The sequence below is a fragment of the Streptomyces sp. So13.3 genome (genome assembly GCF_005860785.2).
Classification (GTDB): Bacteria; Actinomycetota; Actinomycetes; order Streptomycetales; family Streptomycetaceae; genus Actinacidiphila; species Actinacidiphila fildesensis.
Genome location: NZ_CP048835.1, coordinates 8,142,630 through 8,162,308, shown reverse-complemented (window position 1 = coordinate 8,162,308; position 19,679 = coordinate 8,142,630). Strand labels below are relative to the sequence as shown.

The 19,679-nt window shown below is 69.9% G+C and carries 16 protein-coding genes and 1 pseudogene; 7 read left to right on the top strand and 10 right to left on the bottom strand.

From position 1 onward, the window contains the following. Positions 1–284 precede the first annotated feature (284 nt). Positions 285–4,244, top strand: coding sequence for a discoidin domain-containing protein (locus C8250_RS36425; RefSeq protein ID WP_138354255.1), 3,960 nt, complete (start codon positions 285–287; stop codon positions 4,242–4,244). 158 nt (positions 4,245–4,402) lie between these two features. Further along, complete coding sequence (locus tag C8250_RS36420) at positions 4,403–4,903, top strand: cupin domain-containing protein (protein WP_138354236.1); 501 nt, start codon at positions 4,403–4,405, stop codon at positions 4,901–4,903. A 24-nt stretch (positions 4,904–4,927) separates the two neighbouring features. Here the strand turns inward: C8250_RS36420 and C8250_RS36415 are convergent, their stop codons facing one another. Further along, positions 4,928–5,707 (bottom strand): DUF6227 family protein, encoded by a 780-nt coding sequence (locus C8250_RS36415; protein ID WP_138354237.1) that lies wholly within the window; start codon positions 5,705–5,707, stop codon positions 4,928–4,930. Between the two features lie 318 nt (positions 5,708–6,025). On the opposite strand from C8250_RS36415, the gene C8250_RS36410 reads away from it, so the two are divergent. Continuing rightward, entirely contained in the window at positions 6,026–7,279 is a 1,254-nt protein-coding gene (locus tag C8250_RS36410) for a phosphodiester glycosidase family protein (protein ID WP_138354238.1), read from the top strand. A 25-nt stretch (positions 7,280–7,304) separates the two neighbouring features. On the opposite strand, the gene C8250_RS36405 is transcribed toward C8250_RS36410, so the two are convergent. From C8250_RS36405 to C8250_RS36390, 4 genes are all read right to left on the bottom strand, one after another. After that, positions 7,305–8,735, bottom strand: a complete 1,431-nt coding sequence (locus C8250_RS36405; RefSeq protein ID WP_138354239.1) for a GH1 family beta-glucosidase — start codon at positions 8,733–8,735, stop codon at positions 7,305–7,307. Positions 8,736–8,808: 73 nt separating this feature from the next. Then, a complete protein-coding gene (locus C8250_RS36400; protein ID WP_138354240.1) occupies positions 8,809–9,738 on the bottom strand; it encodes a carbohydrate ABC transporter permease in 930 nt (309 codons plus the stop codon). Beyond that, positions 9,735–10,697, bottom strand: a complete 963-nt coding sequence (locus C8250_RS36395; protein WP_138354241.1) for a sugar ABC transporter permease — start codon at positions 10,695–10,697, stop codon at positions 9,735–9,737. The genes C8250_RS36400 and C8250_RS36395 overlap by 4 nt, the downstream gene beginning before the upstream one ends. 142 nt (positions 10,698–10,839) lie before the next feature. Continuing rightward, complete coding sequence (locus C8250_RS36390; RefSeq protein WP_138354242.1) at positions 10,840–12,150, bottom strand: extracellular solute-binding protein; 1,311 nt, start codon at positions 12,148–12,150, stop codon at positions 10,840–10,842. Between the two features lie 190 nt (positions 12,151–12,340). On the opposite strand from C8250_RS36390, the gene C8250_RS36385 reads away from it, so the two are divergent. Next, positions 12,341–12,697 carry a beta-1,3-glucanase family protein gene (locus C8250_RS36385; protein ID WP_187145130.1) on the top strand — a complete coding sequence of 119 codons (357 nt, stop codon included), beginning with the start codon at positions 12,341–12,343 and terminating at the stop codon, positions 12,695–12,697. A gap of 367 nt (positions 12,698–13,064) precedes the next feature. Here the strand turns inward: C8250_RS36385 and C8250_RS36380 are convergent, their stop codons facing one another. Continuing rightward, positions 13,065–13,451: a hypothetical protein gene (locus C8250_RS36380; RefSeq protein ID WP_138352574.1), complete on the bottom strand. Its 387-nt coding sequence runs from the start codon at positions 13,449–13,451 to the stop codon at positions 13,065–13,067. 265 nt (positions 13,452–13,716) lie between these two features. Between C8250_RS36380 and C8250_RS36375 the strand changes: the two genes are divergently transcribed. The 3 genes and pseudogenes from C8250_RS36375 to C8250_RS36365 all read left to right on the top strand — a co-directional run bounded on the left by C8250_RS36375 (position 13,717) and on the right by C8250_RS36365 (position 15,417). Next, entirely contained in the window at positions 13,717–13,920 is a 204-nt protein-coding gene (locus C8250_RS36375; protein WP_138352573.1) for a hypothetical protein, read from the top strand. A 115-nt stretch (positions 13,921–14,035) separates the two neighbouring features. Further along, positions 14,036–14,281: a hypothetical protein gene (locus C8250_RS36370; RefSeq protein ID WP_138352572.1), complete on the top strand. Its 246-nt coding sequence runs from the start codon at positions 14,036–14,038 to the stop codon at positions 14,279–14,281. Positions 14,282–14,836: 555 nt separating this feature from the next. After that, positions 14,837–15,417: pseudogene (locus C8250_RS36365) on the top strand (TetR/AcrR family transcriptional regulator). 122 nt (positions 15,418–15,539) lie between these two features. Here C8250_RS36365 and C8250_RS36360 read toward each other — a convergent pair. The 4 genes from C8250_RS36360 to C8250_RS36345 form a co-directional block, all read right to left on the bottom strand. Then, positions 15,540–16,583, bottom strand: a complete 1,044-nt coding sequence (locus C8250_RS36360) for an alpha/beta hydrolase (RefSeq protein WP_138352571.1) — start codon at positions 16,581–16,583, stop codon at positions 15,540–15,542. A gap of 155 nt (positions 16,584–16,738) precedes the next feature. After that, positions 16,739–17,539 (bottom strand): ABC transporter ATP-binding protein, encoded by an 801-nt coding sequence (locus tag C8250_RS36355; protein ID WP_138352570.1) that lies wholly within the window; start codon positions 17,537–17,539, stop codon positions 16,739–16,741. Further along, entirely contained in the window at positions 17,536–18,501 is a 966-nt protein-coding gene (locus tag C8250_RS36350; RefSeq protein WP_198357665.1) for an iron ABC transporter permease, read from the bottom strand. Before C8250_RS36350 ends, C8250_RS36355 begins: the two co-directional genes overlap by 4 nt. 94 nt (positions 18,502–18,595) lie before the next feature. Next, positions 18,596–19,660, bottom strand: coding sequence for an ABC transporter substrate-binding protein (locus C8250_RS36345; protein WP_138352568.1), 1,065 nt, complete (start codon positions 19,658–19,660; stop codon positions 18,596–18,598). Positions 19,661–19,679: the final 19 nt, after the last annotated feature.

The window sequence follows — 19,679 nt, the reverse complement described above, 5'->3', positions numbered from 1 at the left end:
CGCCCCACCGGTCCCTGCCGGACCACTCGGTTCCGGACACCCACAAGCCGATCTTGCGGGGGCGTAGACGTGGCTGTAGCACGTCTGTAACACTCTGCTAACCCAACGCAAATTCATTGCAGAGTGATGTTCATTCCTTACCATTCTCCGCAACTTCGACGGCGAGAGCGTGGCCGTGGCCTCACTCGCCCCCCATTCCTGACACTCCGGACGAGAGACAGAGGAACGCAGTGAGATCGAAGCGGATACCCAAGCTGGTCGCGGGCTCGCTCGCGGCCAGTCTGATGCTTCTCGGCGGGCCGGTGCTCCGGGCCGCGGCGGCCGAGGCCGCCCCCAATGTGGCGGCGGGGAAGACGGCCTCGGCCAGCGCCTCCAGCGGCGGCAGCACGGCCGGAAACCTCAACGACGGTGACCAGTCCACGTACTGGGAGGGCAACGGCAGCGCCCTCCCGCAGTGGGCGCAGGTCGACCTCGGGCGCAGCAGAACCATTGACCAGGTGACTCTTAAGGTCCCGGCCGGCTGGTCGAGTCGCACCCAGACGCTCGCCGTGCAGGGCAGCGCGGACGGCACGAGCTACGAGACGATCGTCAGTTCCGCCAAGTACGTCTTCGCTCCCAGCTCCGGCAACGCCGTGAAGATCACGTTCCCGGCGGCCAACACCCGTTTCGTCCGCGTCGCCGTCACGGCGAACACCGCCAAGCCGGCCGCTCAGATCTCCGAACTGCAGGTCTCGGAGGCGGCGGCCTCGACCGTCAACCTCGCCATCTCCAAGACCACCACGGCGAGCAGCTCCAACTCCCCCTACGTGGCGGGCAACGCCAACGACAGCAACCAGGCCAGCTACTGGGAGAGCAACAACAACGCCTTCCCGCAGTGGATCCAGGCCGACCTGGGCGCCACCGTCGGCGTGAACCAGCTGGTGCTGAAGCTGCCGGCCGGGTGGGAGACCAGGACCCAGACGCTGTCGGTCCAGGGCAGCACCAACGGCTCGTCCTTCACCGACATCGCCGCGTCCAAGGGCTATGTCTTCAATCCGTCCGCCGGTAACACCGTGACGGTCGACTTCAACACGATCAACACCCGGTACGTACGGCTGAACATCACCGCCAACACCGCCTGGCCCGCGGCCCAGCTGTCCGAGTTCGAGCTGTACGGACCGACGACGGGTGACACGCAGGCGCCGACCGCGCCGACGGGCCTGGCCTACACACAGCCGGCGTCCGGCCAGATCAAGCTGACCTGGAACGCCTCGACGGACAACGTCGGCGTCACCGGCTACGACGTGTACGCCAACAACGTGCTGCGCACCAGCGTGGCCGGAAACGTACTCACCTACACCGACAGCCAGCCCGACTCCGCGACCGTGGCCTACTACGTCAAGGCCAAGGACGCGGCCGGCAACGAGTCCGGCAACAGCAACACCGTCACCCGCACGGGGACCGGTGGCGGCGGCTCGAACCTGGCGGTCGGCAAGGACATCACCGCCTCGTCCACCATCCAGAACTTCGTCGCCACGAACGCGAACGACAACAACGTGGCGACCTACTGGGAGGCGAACGGCGGCAGCTACCCGAACACGCTGACCGTCGCACTGGGCTCCAACGCCGACGTCAACTCGGTCGTGGTGAAGCTCAACCCTGACGGCGCCTGGTCGACGCGCACCCAGACCATCCAGGTCCTCGGACGTGAGCAGAGCTCCTCGACCTTCACCAGCCTGACCTCACCGACCGTCTACACGTTCAACCCGGCCTCGGGCAACACGGTGACGATCCCGGTCGGCGGACGGGTCGCGGACGTCCAGCTCAAGATCACATCCAACTCCGGCGCGGGCGGCGGCCAGGTCGCCGAGTTCCAGGTGATCGGCACACCGGCTCCCAACCCGGACCTGACCGTGTCGGCACTCACCGCCTCGCCCGCCTCGCCGGTCGAGACGGACCCGATCACACTGTCCGCGACGGTCAAGAACATCGGCCCCGCGGCCGCCGGCGCGACCAACGTCAACCTCTACCTCGGCACCACGCTCGCCGGTACCGCGCCGGTGGCCGCACTCGCGGCCGGGGCGTCCGCCACCGTCTCCGCCAACATCGGCGTACGCAACGCGGGCTCCTACCCGCTGAGCGCCAAGGTCGACGAGGCCAACACGGTCATCGAGCAGAACGAGGCGAACAACAGCTTCAGCAGCCCGAGCCCGCTGGTCGTCACCCCGGTGGCCAGCTCCGACCTGATCGCGTCGCCCGTCAGCTGGACCCCGGGCAACCCGGCGGCCGGCAACACGGTGACCTTCTCCGTGGCCATCAAGAACCAGGGCACCGTGGCCTCCGCGAGCGGCGCCCACGGCATCACCCTGACGGTCACCGACACCACGTCCGGATCCGTCGTCAAGACGCTGACCGGGGCGTACAACGGGGCGATCGCGGCCGGCGCCACGGCGAGCCCGGTCAACCTGGGCACGTGGACGGCCGGCAACGGCAAGTACAGCGTCAAAACCGTCCTGGCCAACGACGCCAACGAGCTGCCGGTCAAGCAGGCCAACAACACCAGCACCCAGTCGCTGTTCGTCGGACGCGGCGCCAACATACCGTACGACATGTACGAGGCCGAGGACGGCGTCCTCGGTGGCGGCGCGGCAGTCGTCGGACCGAACCGGACCGTCGGCGACGTGGCCGGCGAGGCATCCGGCCGCAAGGCCGTCACCCTGAACTCGACCGGCTCATCCGTCGAGTTCACCACCAAGGCCAGCACCAACACCCTGGTCACCCGCTTCTCCATCCCGGACGCCGCGGGCGGCGACGGCATCAACTCCACCCTGGACATCTACGTCAACGGCAGCTTCCTCAAGGCCATCGACCTGACGTCCAAGTACGCCTGGCTGTACGGCAACGAGACAGGTCCCGGCAACTCGCCCGGCGCCGGCGGCCCGCGGCACATCTACGACGAGGCCAACATCATGCTCGGGACGACCGTCCCGGCCGGAGCGAAGATCAAGCTCCAGAAGGATGCCGCCAACACCAGCACCTACGCGATCGACTTCATCAACCTCGAGCAGGCCACCGCTATCGCCAACCCGGACCCCGCCAAGTACACGGTGCCGGCGGGCGTCACGCATCAGGACGTCCAGAACGCGCTCGACAAGGTCCGGATGGACACCACGGGCACCCTGGTCGGCGTCTACCTGCCCCCGGGCGAGTACCAGACGGCCAGCAAGTTCCAGGTGTACGGCAAGGCTGTGAAGGTGGTCGGCGCCGGTCCCTGGTTCACCCGGTTCAACGCGCCCTCGACCCAGGCCAACACCGACATCGGTTTCCGGGCGGAGGCCTCCGCGAACGGCTCCTCGTTCTCGGGCTTCGCCTACTTCGGGAACTACACGTCGCGGATCGACGGCCCGGGCAAGGTGTTCGACTTCTCCAACGTCGCCAACATCTCCATCGACAACGTCTGGAACGAGCACACGGTGTGCCTGTACTGGGGCGCCAACACCGACAACATCTCCATCACGAACAGCCGTATCCGTGACACGTTCGCCGACGGCATCAACATGACGAACGGCAGCACGGACAACCACCTCAACAACATCGAGGCCAGGTCGACGGGCGACGACAGCTTCGCGCTCTTCTCCGCCATCGACGCCGGCGGGGCGGACGAGAAGAACAACGTCTTCGAGAACCTGACGTCGATCCTGACCTGGCGCGCCGCCGGTGTCGCGGTCTACGGCGGCTTCGCCAACACCTTCAGGAACATCTATATCGCCGACACCCTGGTCTACTCGGGCATCACGATCAGCTCGCTGGACTTCGGCTACCCGATGAACGGCTTCGGCACCGACCCGACCAACCTGCAGAACATCTCGATCGTGCGGGCCGGCGGGCACTTCTGGGGCAGTCAGGTCTTCCCGGCCATCTGGGTCTTCTCGGCCTCGAAGATCTTCCAGGGCATCCGCGTCAGTGATGTGGACATCGTGGATCCGACCTACAGCGGCATCATGTTCCAGACGAACTATGTCGGCGGACAGCCGCAGTTCCCGGTGAAGGACACCATCTTCACCAACATCTCCATCACCGGCGCCCATAAGAGCGGCGACGCCTTCGACGCCAAGTCCGGCTACGGCATCTGGGCCAATGAACTGCCCGAGCCCGGCCAGGGCCCGGCCGTCGGCACCGTCACCTTCAACAACCTTCGGATGAGCGACAACTTCCAGAACATCAAGAACACCACCTCGACCTTCACCATCGTCCAGAACCCGTAAGGAGCAGAGAGCCAGTCAGCTGGACGCGAGTGCCGCCGGGAGACCTGACCGCTCCCGGCGGCACTCGTGTGTGCGGGTGGGGATGTTGCGGCGATCCGGCCCCGGAGCTGCGGACTCCGGGGTGACAATGCTGTGATCCACTCTCGAAGGAGCTGACCATGTCGTACCCGGAGCCCCGCTACCTCGGGGACAAGGGTGAGATCAACGCGGTGTTCCGGCCCTCGGACACCGAGGCGGAACTGACCTCCGCCTCGGGGAACCGCACCCACTACCTCGCGACGCACGCCACCACGGGGGGTGAGTTCGGGCTCTACAAGGTGGACATGGGCCCGAAGTCGCCCGGCCCGAAGACTCACTTCCACAAGTCGATCTCGGAGTCCTTCTTCGTGCTCTCCGGCGAAGTGGGCCTGTACAACGGCGAGAAATGGATCACGGCCGGCGCCGGTGACTTCCTGTACGTCCCGGTCGGCGGGCTGCACGCGTTCAAGAACGACTCCGACGAGCCCTCGTCCATGCTGCTGCTCTTCTCCCCCGGCGCTCCACGCGAGGAGTACTTCGAGCGGGTCGCGGAGATGGCGCAGCGCGGCGGCCAGGAGTTCGCGGACTTCCTGGTCCGGCACGACAGTTTCTTCGTCGACGAGGAGGAGCCCACCCGCTAGGGACTGTCCGGCCCTTCGGTGGGATCAGAGCGATTCGAGGCGCCGTTCCGCCGAGTCGCGGGCCGTGTCCCTGCGGTCGTAGACCTCGCAGACGGGGTGCCGGTCCGGCGTCATGGAGTGGTCCACCTCCCAGAGGCTGATCTCCTCGCCGCCCGGGAGCAGGAACGCGTGCTCGTACAGGGTCCAGCCGGCGCAGCGCTCTTCGATCATCCTGCTGTTGTTGCCCGCGAACGCTATGTCGTGGCCGACGGCGGAGAGCACCCGCAGGCGGACCGTTTCGCCGGGGAGGTCGGGGTTGACCGCCCGGCGCAGCAGCCGCACCGCGTGGTCGGCGGAGTCGGCCGCCTCGTACCTCCGCCGGCGGCGTGTGGCGGAGGGCGTGAAGTGCAGGTCGAACCGGCTCTCCGGCGGGTCCCCGAGAGCACGGCTGTGCTCCAGGTCGCCGAACCGGATGTCCACCGCCAGCTCGGCCGAGAGCAGTGCCGGCTCGTCCGCGAACACCTCGTGGACCAGGTGTTCGCGGGGGCCGGTGTCGTGCTCCAGCTCCCAGAGGACCGGCGTCGTGCCGTCCGGCAGCAGGAAGACATGCCGCAGGGTGCGGCGGCTGAGCAGCCGGCCGGGCTCCCTGCTGCAGCGGTTCGAGACCAGCTCGGTGCGGTGCACGATGGCGGTGCGCAGCCGTGCGAGCAGTGCCGCGGTGACCGGTGCCGGCCGGCCCGCGCGGGCCAGTAACCCGTCGAGGTGGTCGGACGGGGTCCGGTCGTTGAAGTCGTCTCGCGGCATGGTGGGTTCCGGGTAGGTCATGTGGCCCTCTTGATGATCACGTCCCTGCCGTTCAGGCGCTCAGAGTAGTGGTCCATACACACTCTGTGCCAGTGGTTGTGCGATGTTCGTACCCACTCCGGAGAAGGTCGCGGTCAGGGCGCGCGGTGCCCACCGCATGACGCCGGGTCAGCGCCCCTCGTTACTGGGCCGATCGTGGGCCGACGCAGGCGGGCGGGTGTTTCTCCCCGCCGTTGCGGTTAGGCCGACCAGCGAAAGGTTAAAGCGTATTAAATTACTCATAACGTGACCGTTCCGGCGTGACGCGATCCGCACGGAACGGCCGGGAGAAGGAGCGTCATGACGCAAGGGGCGGGCGGACAGATCACGGACCTTCACGAAACGACGGAGCACGGTGACATCGCCGGTGACGACGTGGCCGCGAACGGTGCCCGCCGACGGCGTCTGCTGCCGTGGAAGCACAAGCGGGATCTGACGCCCGCCCAGCTGCGCCGGAGACAGGCCGTCACCCGGGGCAGCCTCGCCGTCGGGCTGGTGTGTGTCGGCACGGTGGGCTGGTCGGTGGGGCAGGCCCTCACCTACCCGGGCAAGGACAGCGTGATGGCGCGGCTCGCCGAATGGAGCCGCGACCACCGGATGGGCGTGGTGGTCGACAAGCTGGAGGACCTCCAGTACCAGCTCGACCCGCCGGAGGTCGGCGGCACGCTGCCGCCCGACGCGCTGGCCCGTATGAAGGCGACCACTCCCGCGACCGCCCATCAACCAGGGCTGCCGCTGCGCGAGCCGATGGAGCCCGTCGTCAGCCCCGGGCTGCCGGGCGAGGGCGTCTGGCGCGCGGTGGCCAGCTCCCACGGGCTGCCGATCGTGCAGGCGACGTATGTCCGCCCCGACGACGCACACACCTCGTACCAGGCGGCGATCGCCTGGATCAGCGCGAAGCACGCGCGCTTCCAGCTCCACCCGGGCTTCCGCGAGCCGGGCGGGACCTTCTCCGTTCCGCCGACCATTCCCCCTGGCCAGCGCACCGGACTCCTCGCGACCTGGAACGGTGGTTTCCGGGTCACCGACGGCGGGTCGAACGGCGGCTTCTACCTCAACGGCCGGACCGCCGGCGAACTGCGGGACGGCGCCGCCTCCGAGGTCTTCTACCGCGACGGCTCCATCAGGATCGGTGTGTGGGGCCGCGACGTCTCCATGACTCCGGATGTCGTCGGCGTCCGGCAGTGCCTGGAGCTGATGGTCGACAGCGGCCAGGTCGTACCGGACATCGGCAACGACTCCAAGTGGGGCGTCACCGACCAGAGCAGGATGTACGTGGAGCGGTCCGGTGTGGGGGTCACCTCCTCGGGCGACATCATCATGGTCGTCGGACAGGCGCTGACCGCCCGCACGCTGGCGGATCTGATGCAGCGGGCCGGCGCGGTCCGTGCCATGCCGCTGGACATGAACCGCGCCTGGCCCTCCTTCATGGCCTACAACGGCAGCCGCAACCCGGCCAACCCCACCCCCACCAATCTCCTCGACTTCGAGAACCCGGCGGACCGCTACTACGTCAAGGCGACGCGCGACTTCGTGGCCGTCTACGGCAGGTAACTCACGCCGTCCCGCGCGCCCCGCGTCACCGGGCTGCCGGTGCCTCCTCGTCCCCGTCGGCCGGCAGCCCGCCGGCGCGGATGACCTCGGCATACCATCGCGCGCTGTCCTTCAGGGTGCGCTGCTGGCTGGCGAAGTCGACGTGAACCATGCCGAAACGCTTGCTGTATCCGTACGCCCATTCGAAGTTGTCCAGCAGCGACCAGAGGAAGAAGCCGCGGATGTCCGCGCCTTCGGCGATGGCCCGGTGGACAGCGGCGAGGTGGGCACGCAGGTAGGAGATGCGCTCCGGGTCGTGGACGTCGCCCGACGGGTCCCGGTAGTCGTCGTACGCGGCGCCGTTCTCCGTGATGAGGATGGGCACGTCGGGCAGTTCGGCGCGCAGCCGCGTGAGGATCTCGTGCAGCCCGCCCGCGTCCACCGGCCAGTCCATCGCGGTGCGCGGGCCGGGAGCGGCCACGAACCGGGCGTGCTTCTCGGCCCCCGGCCAGGCCGACGGGATGGCGCTGGTGCCGGCGGCGACGACGGTGGGGGTGTAGTAGTTCAGGCCGAGCGAGTCGAGCGGCCGGGAGATCGCGGCGAGGTCACCGTCGCGGACGAAGTGCCAGTCGGTGAGCGCGGCCGTGTCGTCGAGCAGGTCCTGGGGGTAGCTGCCGTGGAACACCGGGTCGAGGAAGACCCGGTTGGCGAGCGCGTCGATACGGCGCGCCGCGTCCAGGTCGGCCGCCGACCGGGTCAGCGGCCGGACCGCGGCGAGGTTGAGCGTGAGGGAGACCTCCGCCGTCGACGGCAGCAGGTCCCGCAGCACTCCGACGGCCCGGCCGTGCGCGAGGTTCAGGTGGTGCGCGGCGCGCAGCGCGGCGGTGGGCTCGGCGCGGCCGGGCGCGTGCACGCCCTCCGCGTACCCCAGGAAGGCGCTGCACCAGGGCTCGTTGAGGGTCGTCCAGGTCGGTACCCGGTCGCCGAGGGCGCCGGCGACGATCGCCGTGTAGTCGGCGAACCGCTCGGCGGTCTCGCGGACCGGCCAGCCGCCCGCGTCCTCCAGTTCCTGCGGCAGGTCCCAGTGGTAGAGCGTCAGGACGGGTCGGATGCCCTTGCCCAGCAGCTCGTCGACGAGGGAGCGGTAGAAGTCCAGGCCCTTCTGCAGGGCGGGGCCGCGCCCGGTGGGCTGGACGCGCGGCCAGGACACCGACAGCCGGTAGTCGGTCAGGCCGAGGCCGGACATCAGGGCGACGTCCTCCGGCATCCGGTGGAAGTGGTCGGCGGCGATGTCACCGGTGTCGCCGTTGCGGACCTTGCCGGGGGTGTGGCTGAAGGTGTCCCAGATGGACGGGGTACGGCCGTCCTCCCGAGCCGCGCCTTCGATCTGGTAGGCGGCGGTGGCCGCGCCCCATCGGAAACCCGGAGGGAAGGTGAGGGCGGTGGCGGCTTCCGGGCGCGCGTCGATGGCGGTCATCAGGAAAGACTCCCAACACGGTCGTAAGGATTCGGGGTGGTGGCACGGAGCGGAGGGCGGGGCGGCGGGCGGCTCACCCCTTGACGGCGCCGTGCATGATGCCGCCGACGATCTGCCGTCCCAGCAGCCCGAAGACCAGCAGTACGGGGAGGGTGCCGAGCAGCGTGCCGGCCATGATCACCGACTGGTCGTGCACATAGCCGCCGCCCAGCTGGCGCAGCGCGACCTGCACGGTGGGTTCCTGGGAGGTGAGGGCGATGACCGGCCAGAAGAACTCGTTCCAGGAGGCCATGAAGGTCAGCATGCCGAGCACCGCCATCCCGGGCCGGGCGATGGGCACGACGATGCTCCAGAAGATCCGCGCGGTGGACGCGCCGTCCACCCGGCCGGCCTCGATGAGCTCGTCCGGCAGCGCCTGCACCAGGTACTGCCGCATGAAGAACACCCCGAAGGCCGAGACGAGGCCGGGCAGGATCACCGCCTGCAGCTGGTTGATCCAGTGCAACTTGGCGATCAGCATGAACAGCGGGATGACGCCCAGCTGCGGCGGGATCATCATCGTGCCGACGGTGATGGCGAGCAGTGGGTTGCGGCCCCGGAAGCGCAGCTTGGCGAAGGCGAAACCGGCGAGCGTGGAGCACAGCACGGTCCCGATGGTCACCGAGCCGGACACGATGAAGGAGTTGAGCAGCGCCTTGCCGATGTCCGCCTGGTCCAGCACCTGCTGGAAGTTGTGCATGAGGTTCGGCCCCGGCAGCAACGAGGGCGGGCTCTGGGCCAGTTCGGCGTTGGAGCGGGTCGCCGCGACGATGGTCCAGTAGAACGGGAAGGCCGACAGCAGGGCGGCGACGATGAGGATCGCGTAGGCGAGCCGGCCCGCGTGGTGCTGGCGGCCGGCGCCGGTGGACCGGTGGCGCCGTGCGTGTCCGCGCCGTCCGGCGGCCGGGCGGTCCTTGTCGTCCTCGGGGCCCGGTCGGCGCGCGGGTGCGGCGAGTGAGGTCATCGGACGGCCTCCTTACGGGTGCGCCGGCGGGCGACGGCGGCGTTGACGCTGACCAGCAGCAGGATGAGGACGAACATGATCCAGGCGATGGCGGCGGCGCGGCCGAGGTGGAAGTAGCCCCAGCCCTGCTCGTACATGTAGAGGCCGAGCGTCTGGTACTGGTGCGAGATACCGCCGGAGATGCTGCCCTCGAACAGCAGCGGCTCGCCGAACAGCTGCGTCGCGCCGATCGTCGAGACGACGACGGTGAACAGGATGGTCGGACGCAGGCCGGGCAACGTCACATGCAGGAACTGCCGCCACCGCGACGCCCCGTCGATCTGCGCGGCCTCGTACAGCTCACCGGGGATGGACTGCATGCCCGCGAGATAGATGAGCGCGTTGTAGCCGGTCCAGCGCCAGGTGACGATGGTGGACACGGCGATCTGCGAGGCCACCGTGCCGGACTGCCAGTCGACCGGGGAGAGGCCGACCAGCCCGAGAACCCAGTTGATCAGGCCGAAGTCACGGCCGAAGAGCTGGGCGAAGACCAGGGTCGCCGCCGCGACGGAGGTCGCGTACGGCAGCAGCACCGCGACCCGCAGGAACGTCCTGCCGCGCAGCTTGTAGTTGAGGAGATGGGCCAGCCCGAGGGCCATCAGCAGCTGGGGCACGGTGGAGAGGACGCCGATGCTGAAGGTGTTGCGCAGCGCGGTCCAGAAGTAGCTGTCGCTCAGCAGCGCGGTGTAGTTGTCGAGGCCGCGCCACTCCATCTGGTCCGGGGTCTGCAGCTCGACCCGGTACAGCGAGACATACGCGGTGTAGATCAGCGGGAAGAGCCCGAAGGCGGCGAAGAGGGTGAAGAACGGGGCTATGCAGACATACGGCGACACCCGGCGCAGCAGCCGGGTGCGACGCTCGGCGCGGGGCCGTGGCGGGGGTGCCGTCCGGGCGGGCGGCGTATCGACGGACACGGTCATGTGCCAGGCCTTCGGATCGGGGAACGGTGCTGTCGTACGGGAGCGAGCGGGTGACGGCGACGGGGCGGTGGTGGTGCGCCGGGTCCGGGCGCGGGCGTGGGGAGGTGGATGCGTCCGGACCCGGCACGTCAGGCCGTCCGGGTCAGCCGAGGGCGTTCTTCACGCCCTTCTGCGCGTGGCTCCAGGCCTCGTCGGACGAGGTGCCCTTGCGCTCGACCTCACCCAGGGCGTTGGTGATCTGGGTGTTCACATCGTTGTCGCGCAGCCCCGGCACCTGCACCGGCGCCTGCTCGGCGGCCGCGCCGAAGACCGTGCCGATGGACGCGTTGCTGAAGTAGGGGTCCTTCACGTCCTTCACCAGGTCGATCGCACCGAGGTTGGAGGGGAAGCTGCCCTGCTTGGTGAAGAGCTTCGCCTGCTGCTCCTTGGCGGTGATCCACTTGATGAAGTCGAAGGCCTCCTTGGTGTGCTTGGCACCCTTGGGGATCGACAGGTACGAGCCGCCCCAGTTGCCCGCGCCGCCCGGCAGGGCCGCGACGTCCCACTTGCCCTTGCCCGCGTCGGCGGCCTGGCCCTTGATGTAGCCCAGCATCCAGGCGGGGCAGGCGATGGTGGCGAAGGAGCCGCTGCTGAAGGCCTGGTTCCACTCGGGGGCCCACTGGGCGAGCTTGGCGCTCAGACCGTCCTGCGCGGCCTTGACCGAGGCGTTCCAGGCCGTCTTCACGGCGGGGTTGGAGTCGTAGATCAGCTTGCCGGACGCGTCGTAGTAGCGCTCCTTCTGCTGTCCGACCATCACCGAGTAGAGGCTGGCGATGCTGTCCATCCAGTGGCTCTTGGCCGGTGCCTTGGCGGCGTACTGCTTGCCCAGCGCGAGATAGCCGTCCCAGGTCGCCCACTGCTTGGCGAGCTCGGCCCGGTCGGTGGGCAGCCCGGCCGCCTTGAACAGGTCGGAGCGGTAGCAGATCGCCTCGGGTCCGGTGTCGGTACCGAGGCCCAGCACCCGCCCGTCGGGCGCGGTCGCGGCCGACCACTTGGACTGCGAGAACTGAGCCTGCAGGTCCTTGGCGCCGAGAGCGCTCAGGTCCTCGAACTTGTCGGCCTGCTGCTGGGTCACCGAGGCGATCCTGCCGACCTCGACCCCCTGCACGTCGGCGAGGCCGCCACCGCCGGCGAGACGGGTCTGCAGCGCCTTCCAGTAGTCGGCCTCGTTCTCGGTGTCGCTCTCCTTGATCGTCACATTCGGGTGGAGCTTCTGGTACTCCGCGTAGAGGCCGGCCTCCTTGTAACCGAAGGTGCCGAAGAGATCGACGGTGAGCGTGACCTTGCCCCCGTCGGCACTGTCCGCGGAACTGCTCCCCGAGGAGCTGGATCCACAGGCGGCGAGCAGTGCCCCGGCCAGTGCGACCGCCCCGAATCGAATGGCGACGTGTCTGGCGGCTCGGGCAACGGGCATGGAAGCCTCCCATGGCTTCAGGACGGACGTGATGTCTTGAGAGCGCTCTCAAGCAATGGCCAGGAGAGTGCCCGGACATCGGGTCGGCGTCAAGTGTTGAAGCGGAAATGGCTCGCGGAGGCGAGGAGGGAATTCTTGACGGCCGTCAGCGCGGCCGGTCCGCATCGCCTGCCCGGGGTGCTCCGACGGGGTGGTCGGCAAGCGCCGGCGCGGCGTCGGCCCGTTCACGCTCAACAAGCCCACCTCGCCCGACGTGGTGGCGTGCGCCGGGGCGCCGGCCGCGGGCAGTGACACCGAGAAGCAGCTCGGCGCGGAGTTCTGCGCGGCGCTGAACCGTGGCGTCGCACTGGACGCCACCACCTGGTACACCCCGTCCGCCTACTACACCGGCGCCGTCAAGAACGACTACGCCGCCTTCTTCCACACCGTCGGCATCAACAAGCGGGCCTACGGGTTCCCGTACGACGACATCAACGACCAGTCGTCGGTCCAGACCCTCAACAACGCGAACCCGCCGACCGCCCTGACGCTCGGCATCGGCTGGTGATCCACCCCCGGCGGTGCCGGGCATGCCTCGAAGCCTGCCCGGCACCGCCGGTCGGACGTCGCCGGTCGGACGTCGCCGGTCGGACGGCTCCGGTCGAACGGCTCCGGTCAGGCGCCGTCGCTCTGGGTGGGGGTGGCGGCAGGGCGCTGGGGGCGTCGTGTGTGTCAGGGGCGGCGGGCTGCCGGGGCTCGGACTCCGGCGCGGCGGCGCGGGTGACCTCGGCGCGGGTGACTTCCGCGCGGGTGACCTCGGCGCGCAGCATGGCGTTCAGGGCCACGAAAGGGTCGATGGGCATGGGGGTCCTCCGGGACGAGAAGTGGGGGTGTGCCTGCGGAACGGAACGGGGCCGGGAAGGCCCCTGGACCGGTCAGCAGCGCAGAACCACACAGCTCAGCCCCAGGAGGCCGGCTCCCGGCCGTCCGTCGCCCGGCACGGGGTCGCGGTGCGACGGCGCGGCCAGGGCCGGACGGACACCGCCGCGGGTCGCGTCGCGCACCGCACGCGACGACTCGGCGGCCCGCTGGGCCCGGGCCGCCCGTACGGCGGTGGCGGCCTCGTCCGGGTGCTCGTCGCCCGCGGTGGACAGCGGCTCGGAGACCGCCGTCCTGGACTGCGCTCCCCGGTCGGCCATCAGCTCCGGTGACAGCGCCCCGCCCACCAGCAGGACCAGCGCGAGGAGGGCCAGCAGGGCGTCCAGGGCAGCGTCGCGCCCGCTGCGGCGCTGAGCGCGGCGGCACGGGAAGACGGCACCCATGGATCAGACCTCCTGGACACGGGTCCTATCCGCATTCGGTCCGTCGATCACCGGGAAGCGGTCTGCGTCCCCCGCTTGGCCTGCGGTTTCATTCGAATCGGTGAGCCATGGCACACACCGGGTGACGGGCCCGTGCCGCTGCGGATACCCACGCGGAACGCTCCACGTGGGATGCTGGTAGGAGACGGCCGCCATTTCAGGCCGCGATCGCCACCGTCTGGTCCGTTCCGGGTGGCCCCGTTTTGCGAAACCCGACGAAGGTGCCATGACCACGCTGTTCTCCAATCCTGATCCCTCCATGCCGGTCGCGGCCCACACCTCGCCCATCCCGTCGACCGACCCCTTCCAGCAGGCCGACCTGGGTGACGAGCCCGACGACCTGGACGAGGACGAGGAAGAGGCCGCTCCCCCGGCGCCGCCGGCCCAGGCGCGGCCCCGACGCACACCGAGGGCTGCCGCCAGGCGGTAGTCCGCTCGCATCACCGCTGGTCCGCCGGCCGCTCGGAGCGGGACACCGGTAGGCACGGTGTCCGGCGCGCCCGCAGAACCTACGGACTGTCAGACCCACACGGCAGACTGTGCACATGGACGCCGAAGACGACGAACTCGCCATCCTGCAAGCCCTGCACGCGCACGCCCGTGCCCAGGACGAGGATCCGGGCCTGGTCGAGGACCTGATCGCCCTCGTACGGGGTTTCGGCTCGCTCGATGCCGCCGCCGAGGCGTCGGAACAGGCCGAGCGCCGTACGGACACCCAGGCCCGGGAGCTGTCCGCGACGATCGACCTGTGGTGCAACCTGCCCGACGCCGACCGCAGCAGGCACCGATAGCGGTGTGACCCGACGGGCCTCCGACCGGGCCCGCTCGGGACATGCGTCGGCCCCGCACCCGGGGGGGTGAGTGCGGGGCCGACGGAGCCGGGGCAGCGCCCTCACAAACGCTGCCCGGCGGGGGCACGCCCGGGAACCAGTCTGGCGGTGCTGGTCTGCGCGCGGCCCGGCCGGTGGCTACGGCGGACGGGGGACGGCTGCCGAGATTCCGGTACGGGCCGCGCAGTTCCATGGTGGGGCCGGGGCGCCTCCTGCCCCACCCGCACTCTCCCCCTGACTGCTGCCCGCCCGACCCCTGATCATTCCCGTGGAGCGGCGGGGTCTCTGGCGTGTCCCGATCCTGATCGAAACTTCAGTCATCACGTCAGTCATGGTCTTCGGGTCGCCCATCCCAAGGCCGTTCGAGGCAGGCTCCCGAGCGCCACCCGGACCGCTCCGGCAAGCGAGAATACCGAGGCCCGCGGCACGGGCGGTCCGTACGGGCCGACCGGAGGTCGCTGAAGTTTCGGTCAGGAAAGAGGGCAGGTCACGGGCCTGGACCGGTTGGGTCGGCCTGTGGCTGACCGTCGAACAGCAATCCTGGAAGCCGCCACGCGCGTCATCGCGCGTCATCGCGCGGCGTGGCATGCGCGGCCTGCGCGTGGAAGAACTCGCGGCCGAAGCGGGGGGGTCGACCTCGCTGATCTACTACCACTTCACCGACCGCGCCGGAGTCCTCCGCCGGACGCTGGAGTTCATCAGCGAGCGCGCCGAGCGGTACACCACCGACCGGGCGGCCGACGCCCAACCCCTCGATCCGCGCGCGGAGTTGCGGCAGACCCTACTGCTGGAATTCCAGGACACCACCGCCGTACGGGAGAACAGCACCGCCTGGGGTGAGTTGCGGGCCAGCGCCGTCTTCGACCCCGAGCTGCGCGAGGACCTGGCCAGGGCCACGCTGGAGTGGGTGCAGGAGATCGCCGAGCTGCTCGGCCGCGCCCGCCCCCTCCGGCACCGCGACCGGCTACGCCGCGTCCGCCGAGCGGCTGACCGCACTCCTGGAAGGCCTCAGTGTCCGCTGGCTGAGCGGCTCGCTCCCGCTGGCACACGCACGCGAGCTCATGGCGTCCGCCATCGACGCGGAACTGCGCGATTGACGCGCATGAGCGGCGCTGACGGCCGGCCGCCGCGCGTCAGCCGCCGGGTACGAAACGGGCCGCGCCCGCCAGCACCCGGACCCTGGGCCGTGGCCGAAAGGGTCAGGAACGGGCAACCCGGTTCAGGTCGCGCTGCGTTCGCTCGCTTCCCTGATCTCCCGCCCGGTGAGGCGGTCGGCCGCGTTCCCCGCCGGACCGGTCGTCGCTTCCCCCCGGCGGCCGGCACGCAGCAGGTCCCGCCACTGCTCACTGCTCAGACTGCCCGGTTCTGTGGTCGCGATGAAGTTCTCGACGAGCGCCAGGAAGCGGATGGGATCGGTGTGGAAGGGGAAGTGGCCCGCCCCTTCGAATACCTCCAGCCGGCTGCCCGGCATCGCGCTGTGCGCGTCATGGGCGTGCCGTACCGGCAGCACGCTGTCCCGCGATCCCCACAGCAGCATGGTGGGCATGCCCCGCACCAGATAACAGCGGTCGAGCATGGTGACCACCTGGCCCCGCCAGTCGACCACCGCCCGCAGGGTCCTGATGAAGGCACTGCGGGAGGTCGCGTCGGGAAGGGCGTCGACCAGGTTGAGCAGATCGGGCGCGTCCTGGCCCAGATCGGTGTCCAGGAACTTCATCAACTGGACGAAGGCGCGGGTCTGCAGGCCCATGGTGGGCAGTTTGAGCAGCGAGAGCATCAGGTCCGCCCCCGGCAGCGAGACCGCGCGCAGCACGGGGTTGACCTCCCTGCCCACTCCACCGGTGCTGACCAGCACCAGCCGTTCCGTGCGCTCGGGGAACTGGTACGCGAACTGCATCGCCACACCGCCGCCGAGGGAGTGGCCGATCAGGGTGGCCCGTTCGATGCCGAGGACACCCAGCAGATCGCGCATGCCGTTCGCGTACGCGGCCACCGAGTAGTCGGCGCGGGGCTTGTCCGAGGCGCCGTGGCCGAGCAGATCCGGGGCGATGACGGTGTTGTGGCGAGCCAGCCCGGGGATGAGGTCCGCCCAGGTGGCGGAGGAGTCGCCGATGCCGTGGATGAGCAGGATGGCCGGGCCCTCCCCGGCGATCCGGTAAGCCCTGCGGTAGCCGTGCACGACATGGTGGCGCAGTTCGACGTCCGGGAGGGACACCGGGCGGAGCCGGTCCTCACGGTGACTCGCCCTGAAGGTTCCGCTCATGGGCCCGCCTCCCTGTTCACCGTGCCGATGTGCGTGCCGACCGGGCGTACCGCACCTGCACCGAGCGTAGGAACGCCCGCCGCGCGCGGGGTTTCCGGAAGGTTTCCCCGCCGCAACAGCGCCCGCTCCCCCGGAGATTCTCGTGGGAGAGCGGATCACCCGGCGGCGGCCCGTTCGACGAGTTGCAGTGCGAGCGGGTCGGCGGCGTAGACGATCCGCACGACCCCGTCGGCGTGCCGGTCCGCGCTCGCCGCGACGCCGAAGACGTCGCGGAGCACCGCCGGGGTGAGCACGTCCAGCACCGGGCCGGCCGCGACCACGGCGCCCTGCTGGAGGACGACGAGGTGGTCGCAGAGCCGGACGGCGAGATCCAGGTCGTGCAGGACGGCCAGCGTGGTGGTGCCGATGGCGCGGATCAGGAAGAGCAGTTCGAAGCGCGCGCGGATGTCGAGATGGTTGGTGAGCTCGTCGAGGACGAGCAGGTGCGGGCGCTGGGCCAGCGCGCGGGCCAGCAGCACCCGTTGCCGTTCGCCGCCGGAGAGCGAGGCGAAGTCACGGTCGGCCAGCGGTCGGGCGCCGCACTCGTCCAGCGCCCGGTCGACCGCCTCGTGGTCCTCGGGGCCGTCCCGGCCGAGCAGTCCGTGGTGCGGTGTGCGGCCCAGCGCCACGATCTCCCGGACGCACAGCCCCGTCGCATGGCCGACGTCCTGGAGGACCGCGGCGGTGCGGCGGGCGGCGGCGCGGGCGGGGATCGTCCAGATGTCGTCCCCGTCGACCCGTACCGCCCCGCCCTCCGGCCGCAGCGAGCGGTAGACGGCGCGCAGCAGCGTGGACTTGCCGCTGCCGTTGGGCCCGACGAGTCCGACGATCTCGCCCGGGCCCACCTCCAGGCACACGTCCCGGAGGATGGGCCGGCGGTCCAGGGTGATGTCGAGCTGGTCGACGCTGAGTCTCATACGGAATCCAAGCTCTTGTTCCGCCGCAGCAGCCATAGGAAGAACGGTGCGCCGAAGAGGGCGGTGAGGATGCCGAGCGGCAGTTCGTTGGGCCGGTCCAGGGTGCGGGACAGGAGATCGACGACGACGAGGTAGATCGCACCGGTCACCGCGGCGAGCGGGAGCAGCCTGCGGTGATCGGCGCCGACGGCGAGCCGCACCAGGTGCGGGATCATCAGGCCGACGAAGCCGATGCCGCCCGCGACCGCGATGATGGTGCCGGTCAGCAGGGAGGACAGCACCAGCAGCGCGGCCCGCAGCCGGTGCACCTCCACCCCGAGCGCCGTCGCGGACTCGTCCCCGGCCAGCAGCGCGTTCAGCTGCCGCCCGTACAGCGCGAGGACCACGGTCGTTCCGAGCACCGCGCCGCTCACCAGCGGCAGTTGGCCCCACTGCGCCCCGGCGACGCTGCCGAGCATCCAGAACATCACCGAGCGCAGCTCGTTGGGGGTGGCCCGCAGCTGCAGATAACTGGTGGCCGCGAGGAACAGATAGCCGATGGCGACACCGGACAGGACCAGCCGGGTGGGCGCCAGCCGGCCGCCGCGCTGTCCGAGGAGGAAGACGAGCGCGACGGCCGCCACGGCCCCGGCGAACGCCGCCGAGGAGACGCCGAGGCCGCCGAGGGCGCCGGTGGTCAGTGTCATGACCAGCACCGCGCCGAGCGACGCCCCGGAGGAGACCCCCAGGACATAGGGGTCGGCCAGTGGGTTGGCGACGACCGCCTGCAGCACGACTCCGGCGACGGCGAGGCCGCCGCCCGCGAGCGCGGCGAGGACCACCCGGGGGATGCGGAAGTTCCAGACGATCTGGTCCTGGACGGGATCGCCGGCGTAGCTGCCGCCGCCCAGGTGGGCGAGGACGATGTGCCAGATGTCCCCGAGCGGCACGTTCACGGCTCCGATGCCCACGGCCACCATCATCACCAGGACCAGCAGCGCGAGGAGGACGGGCAGGAGCACCAGGACGGACAGCGGGGATCGGGGGCTGAGCGCGCGTGGGGTCATCTGCGGCGCGTCAGAGGGCGTCGGGGTGCAGCATCCGGGCGATGCGCTCGACGGCGATGTCGTTGCTCGGTCCGAGATAGATGGAGTCGGACAGGACGGTGAATCTCTTGTCCCGGGCGGCGTTCCACTGCGGGAACTGCGCGAAGAGCTTGCGCGCGTAGGCGTCCGGATCCGGGTCGTGATAGCTGACGACGACGAGCGCGTCCACCTGCGCGGCGGCGACCTTCTCCTTGCTGAGGTCGGCGAAGGAGTTGCTGGTGACGGAGGCGAACGCGTTGGATCCCGCGGCCTTGGCGAGGATGTCGTTCCAGATGCCGACGCCCGCGATCGAGCTGAACTCGTTCGCGCCCATCGACATGTTGGAGAAGATCACCATCACCTTCGACGGCTGCGCGGTGCCGGCCGACGCCTTGAGCTTGGTGGTGACCTTCGCGCTGATGGCGGCGATGCGCGCGCGGGAGTCCGCGATCAGCTTCTCGGCGCGGGCGCTGACGCCGAAGATCGTGCCGAGGTCGCGCAGCATCGAGTAGCTGTCGTCGATGGACGGCGGGCCCTTGACGGAGCTGGCGTCGTCGCAGCCCTTGACCGGCATGTAGGTGTGCGCGCCGATCGACGCGAGGTCCTTGCGGGTGGCGTAGCCGTTCTTGGGGTCGAAGCCGAACCCGGTGGTGGACAGCACGAAGTCCGGGCGGAGGTTGAGCATCGCCTCGCGCGGGATGTCCTGGATGTCGTTGAGCTTCACTCCCCCGGTGGGCAGCTTCGCGATCGCCTGGACACGCCCAGGCACCTCCGACATGCCGTAGGACTGGGCGTTGGCGACGATGCGGTCACCGAGCCCGAGGGCGAGCATCGAGGACACCTCGGCGACGGACGCGCCGTTCATGACGACGACCCGGCTCGGCGCCTTGGTGTACGTGGTGGTCTGCCCGCAGTCGGTGACGGTCACCGGATAGCCGGGCCCCGGTGGTTCCGCTTTCCCCGCGCTCGCCGCCGTCCCTGACGAGGTGCCACAGGCGGCGGTGGCCAGACAGAGTGCTCCGACCGCGAATGCGGCGGTTGGCCGTTTCCATGACATGCGGGCTCCTCAGGGTGGT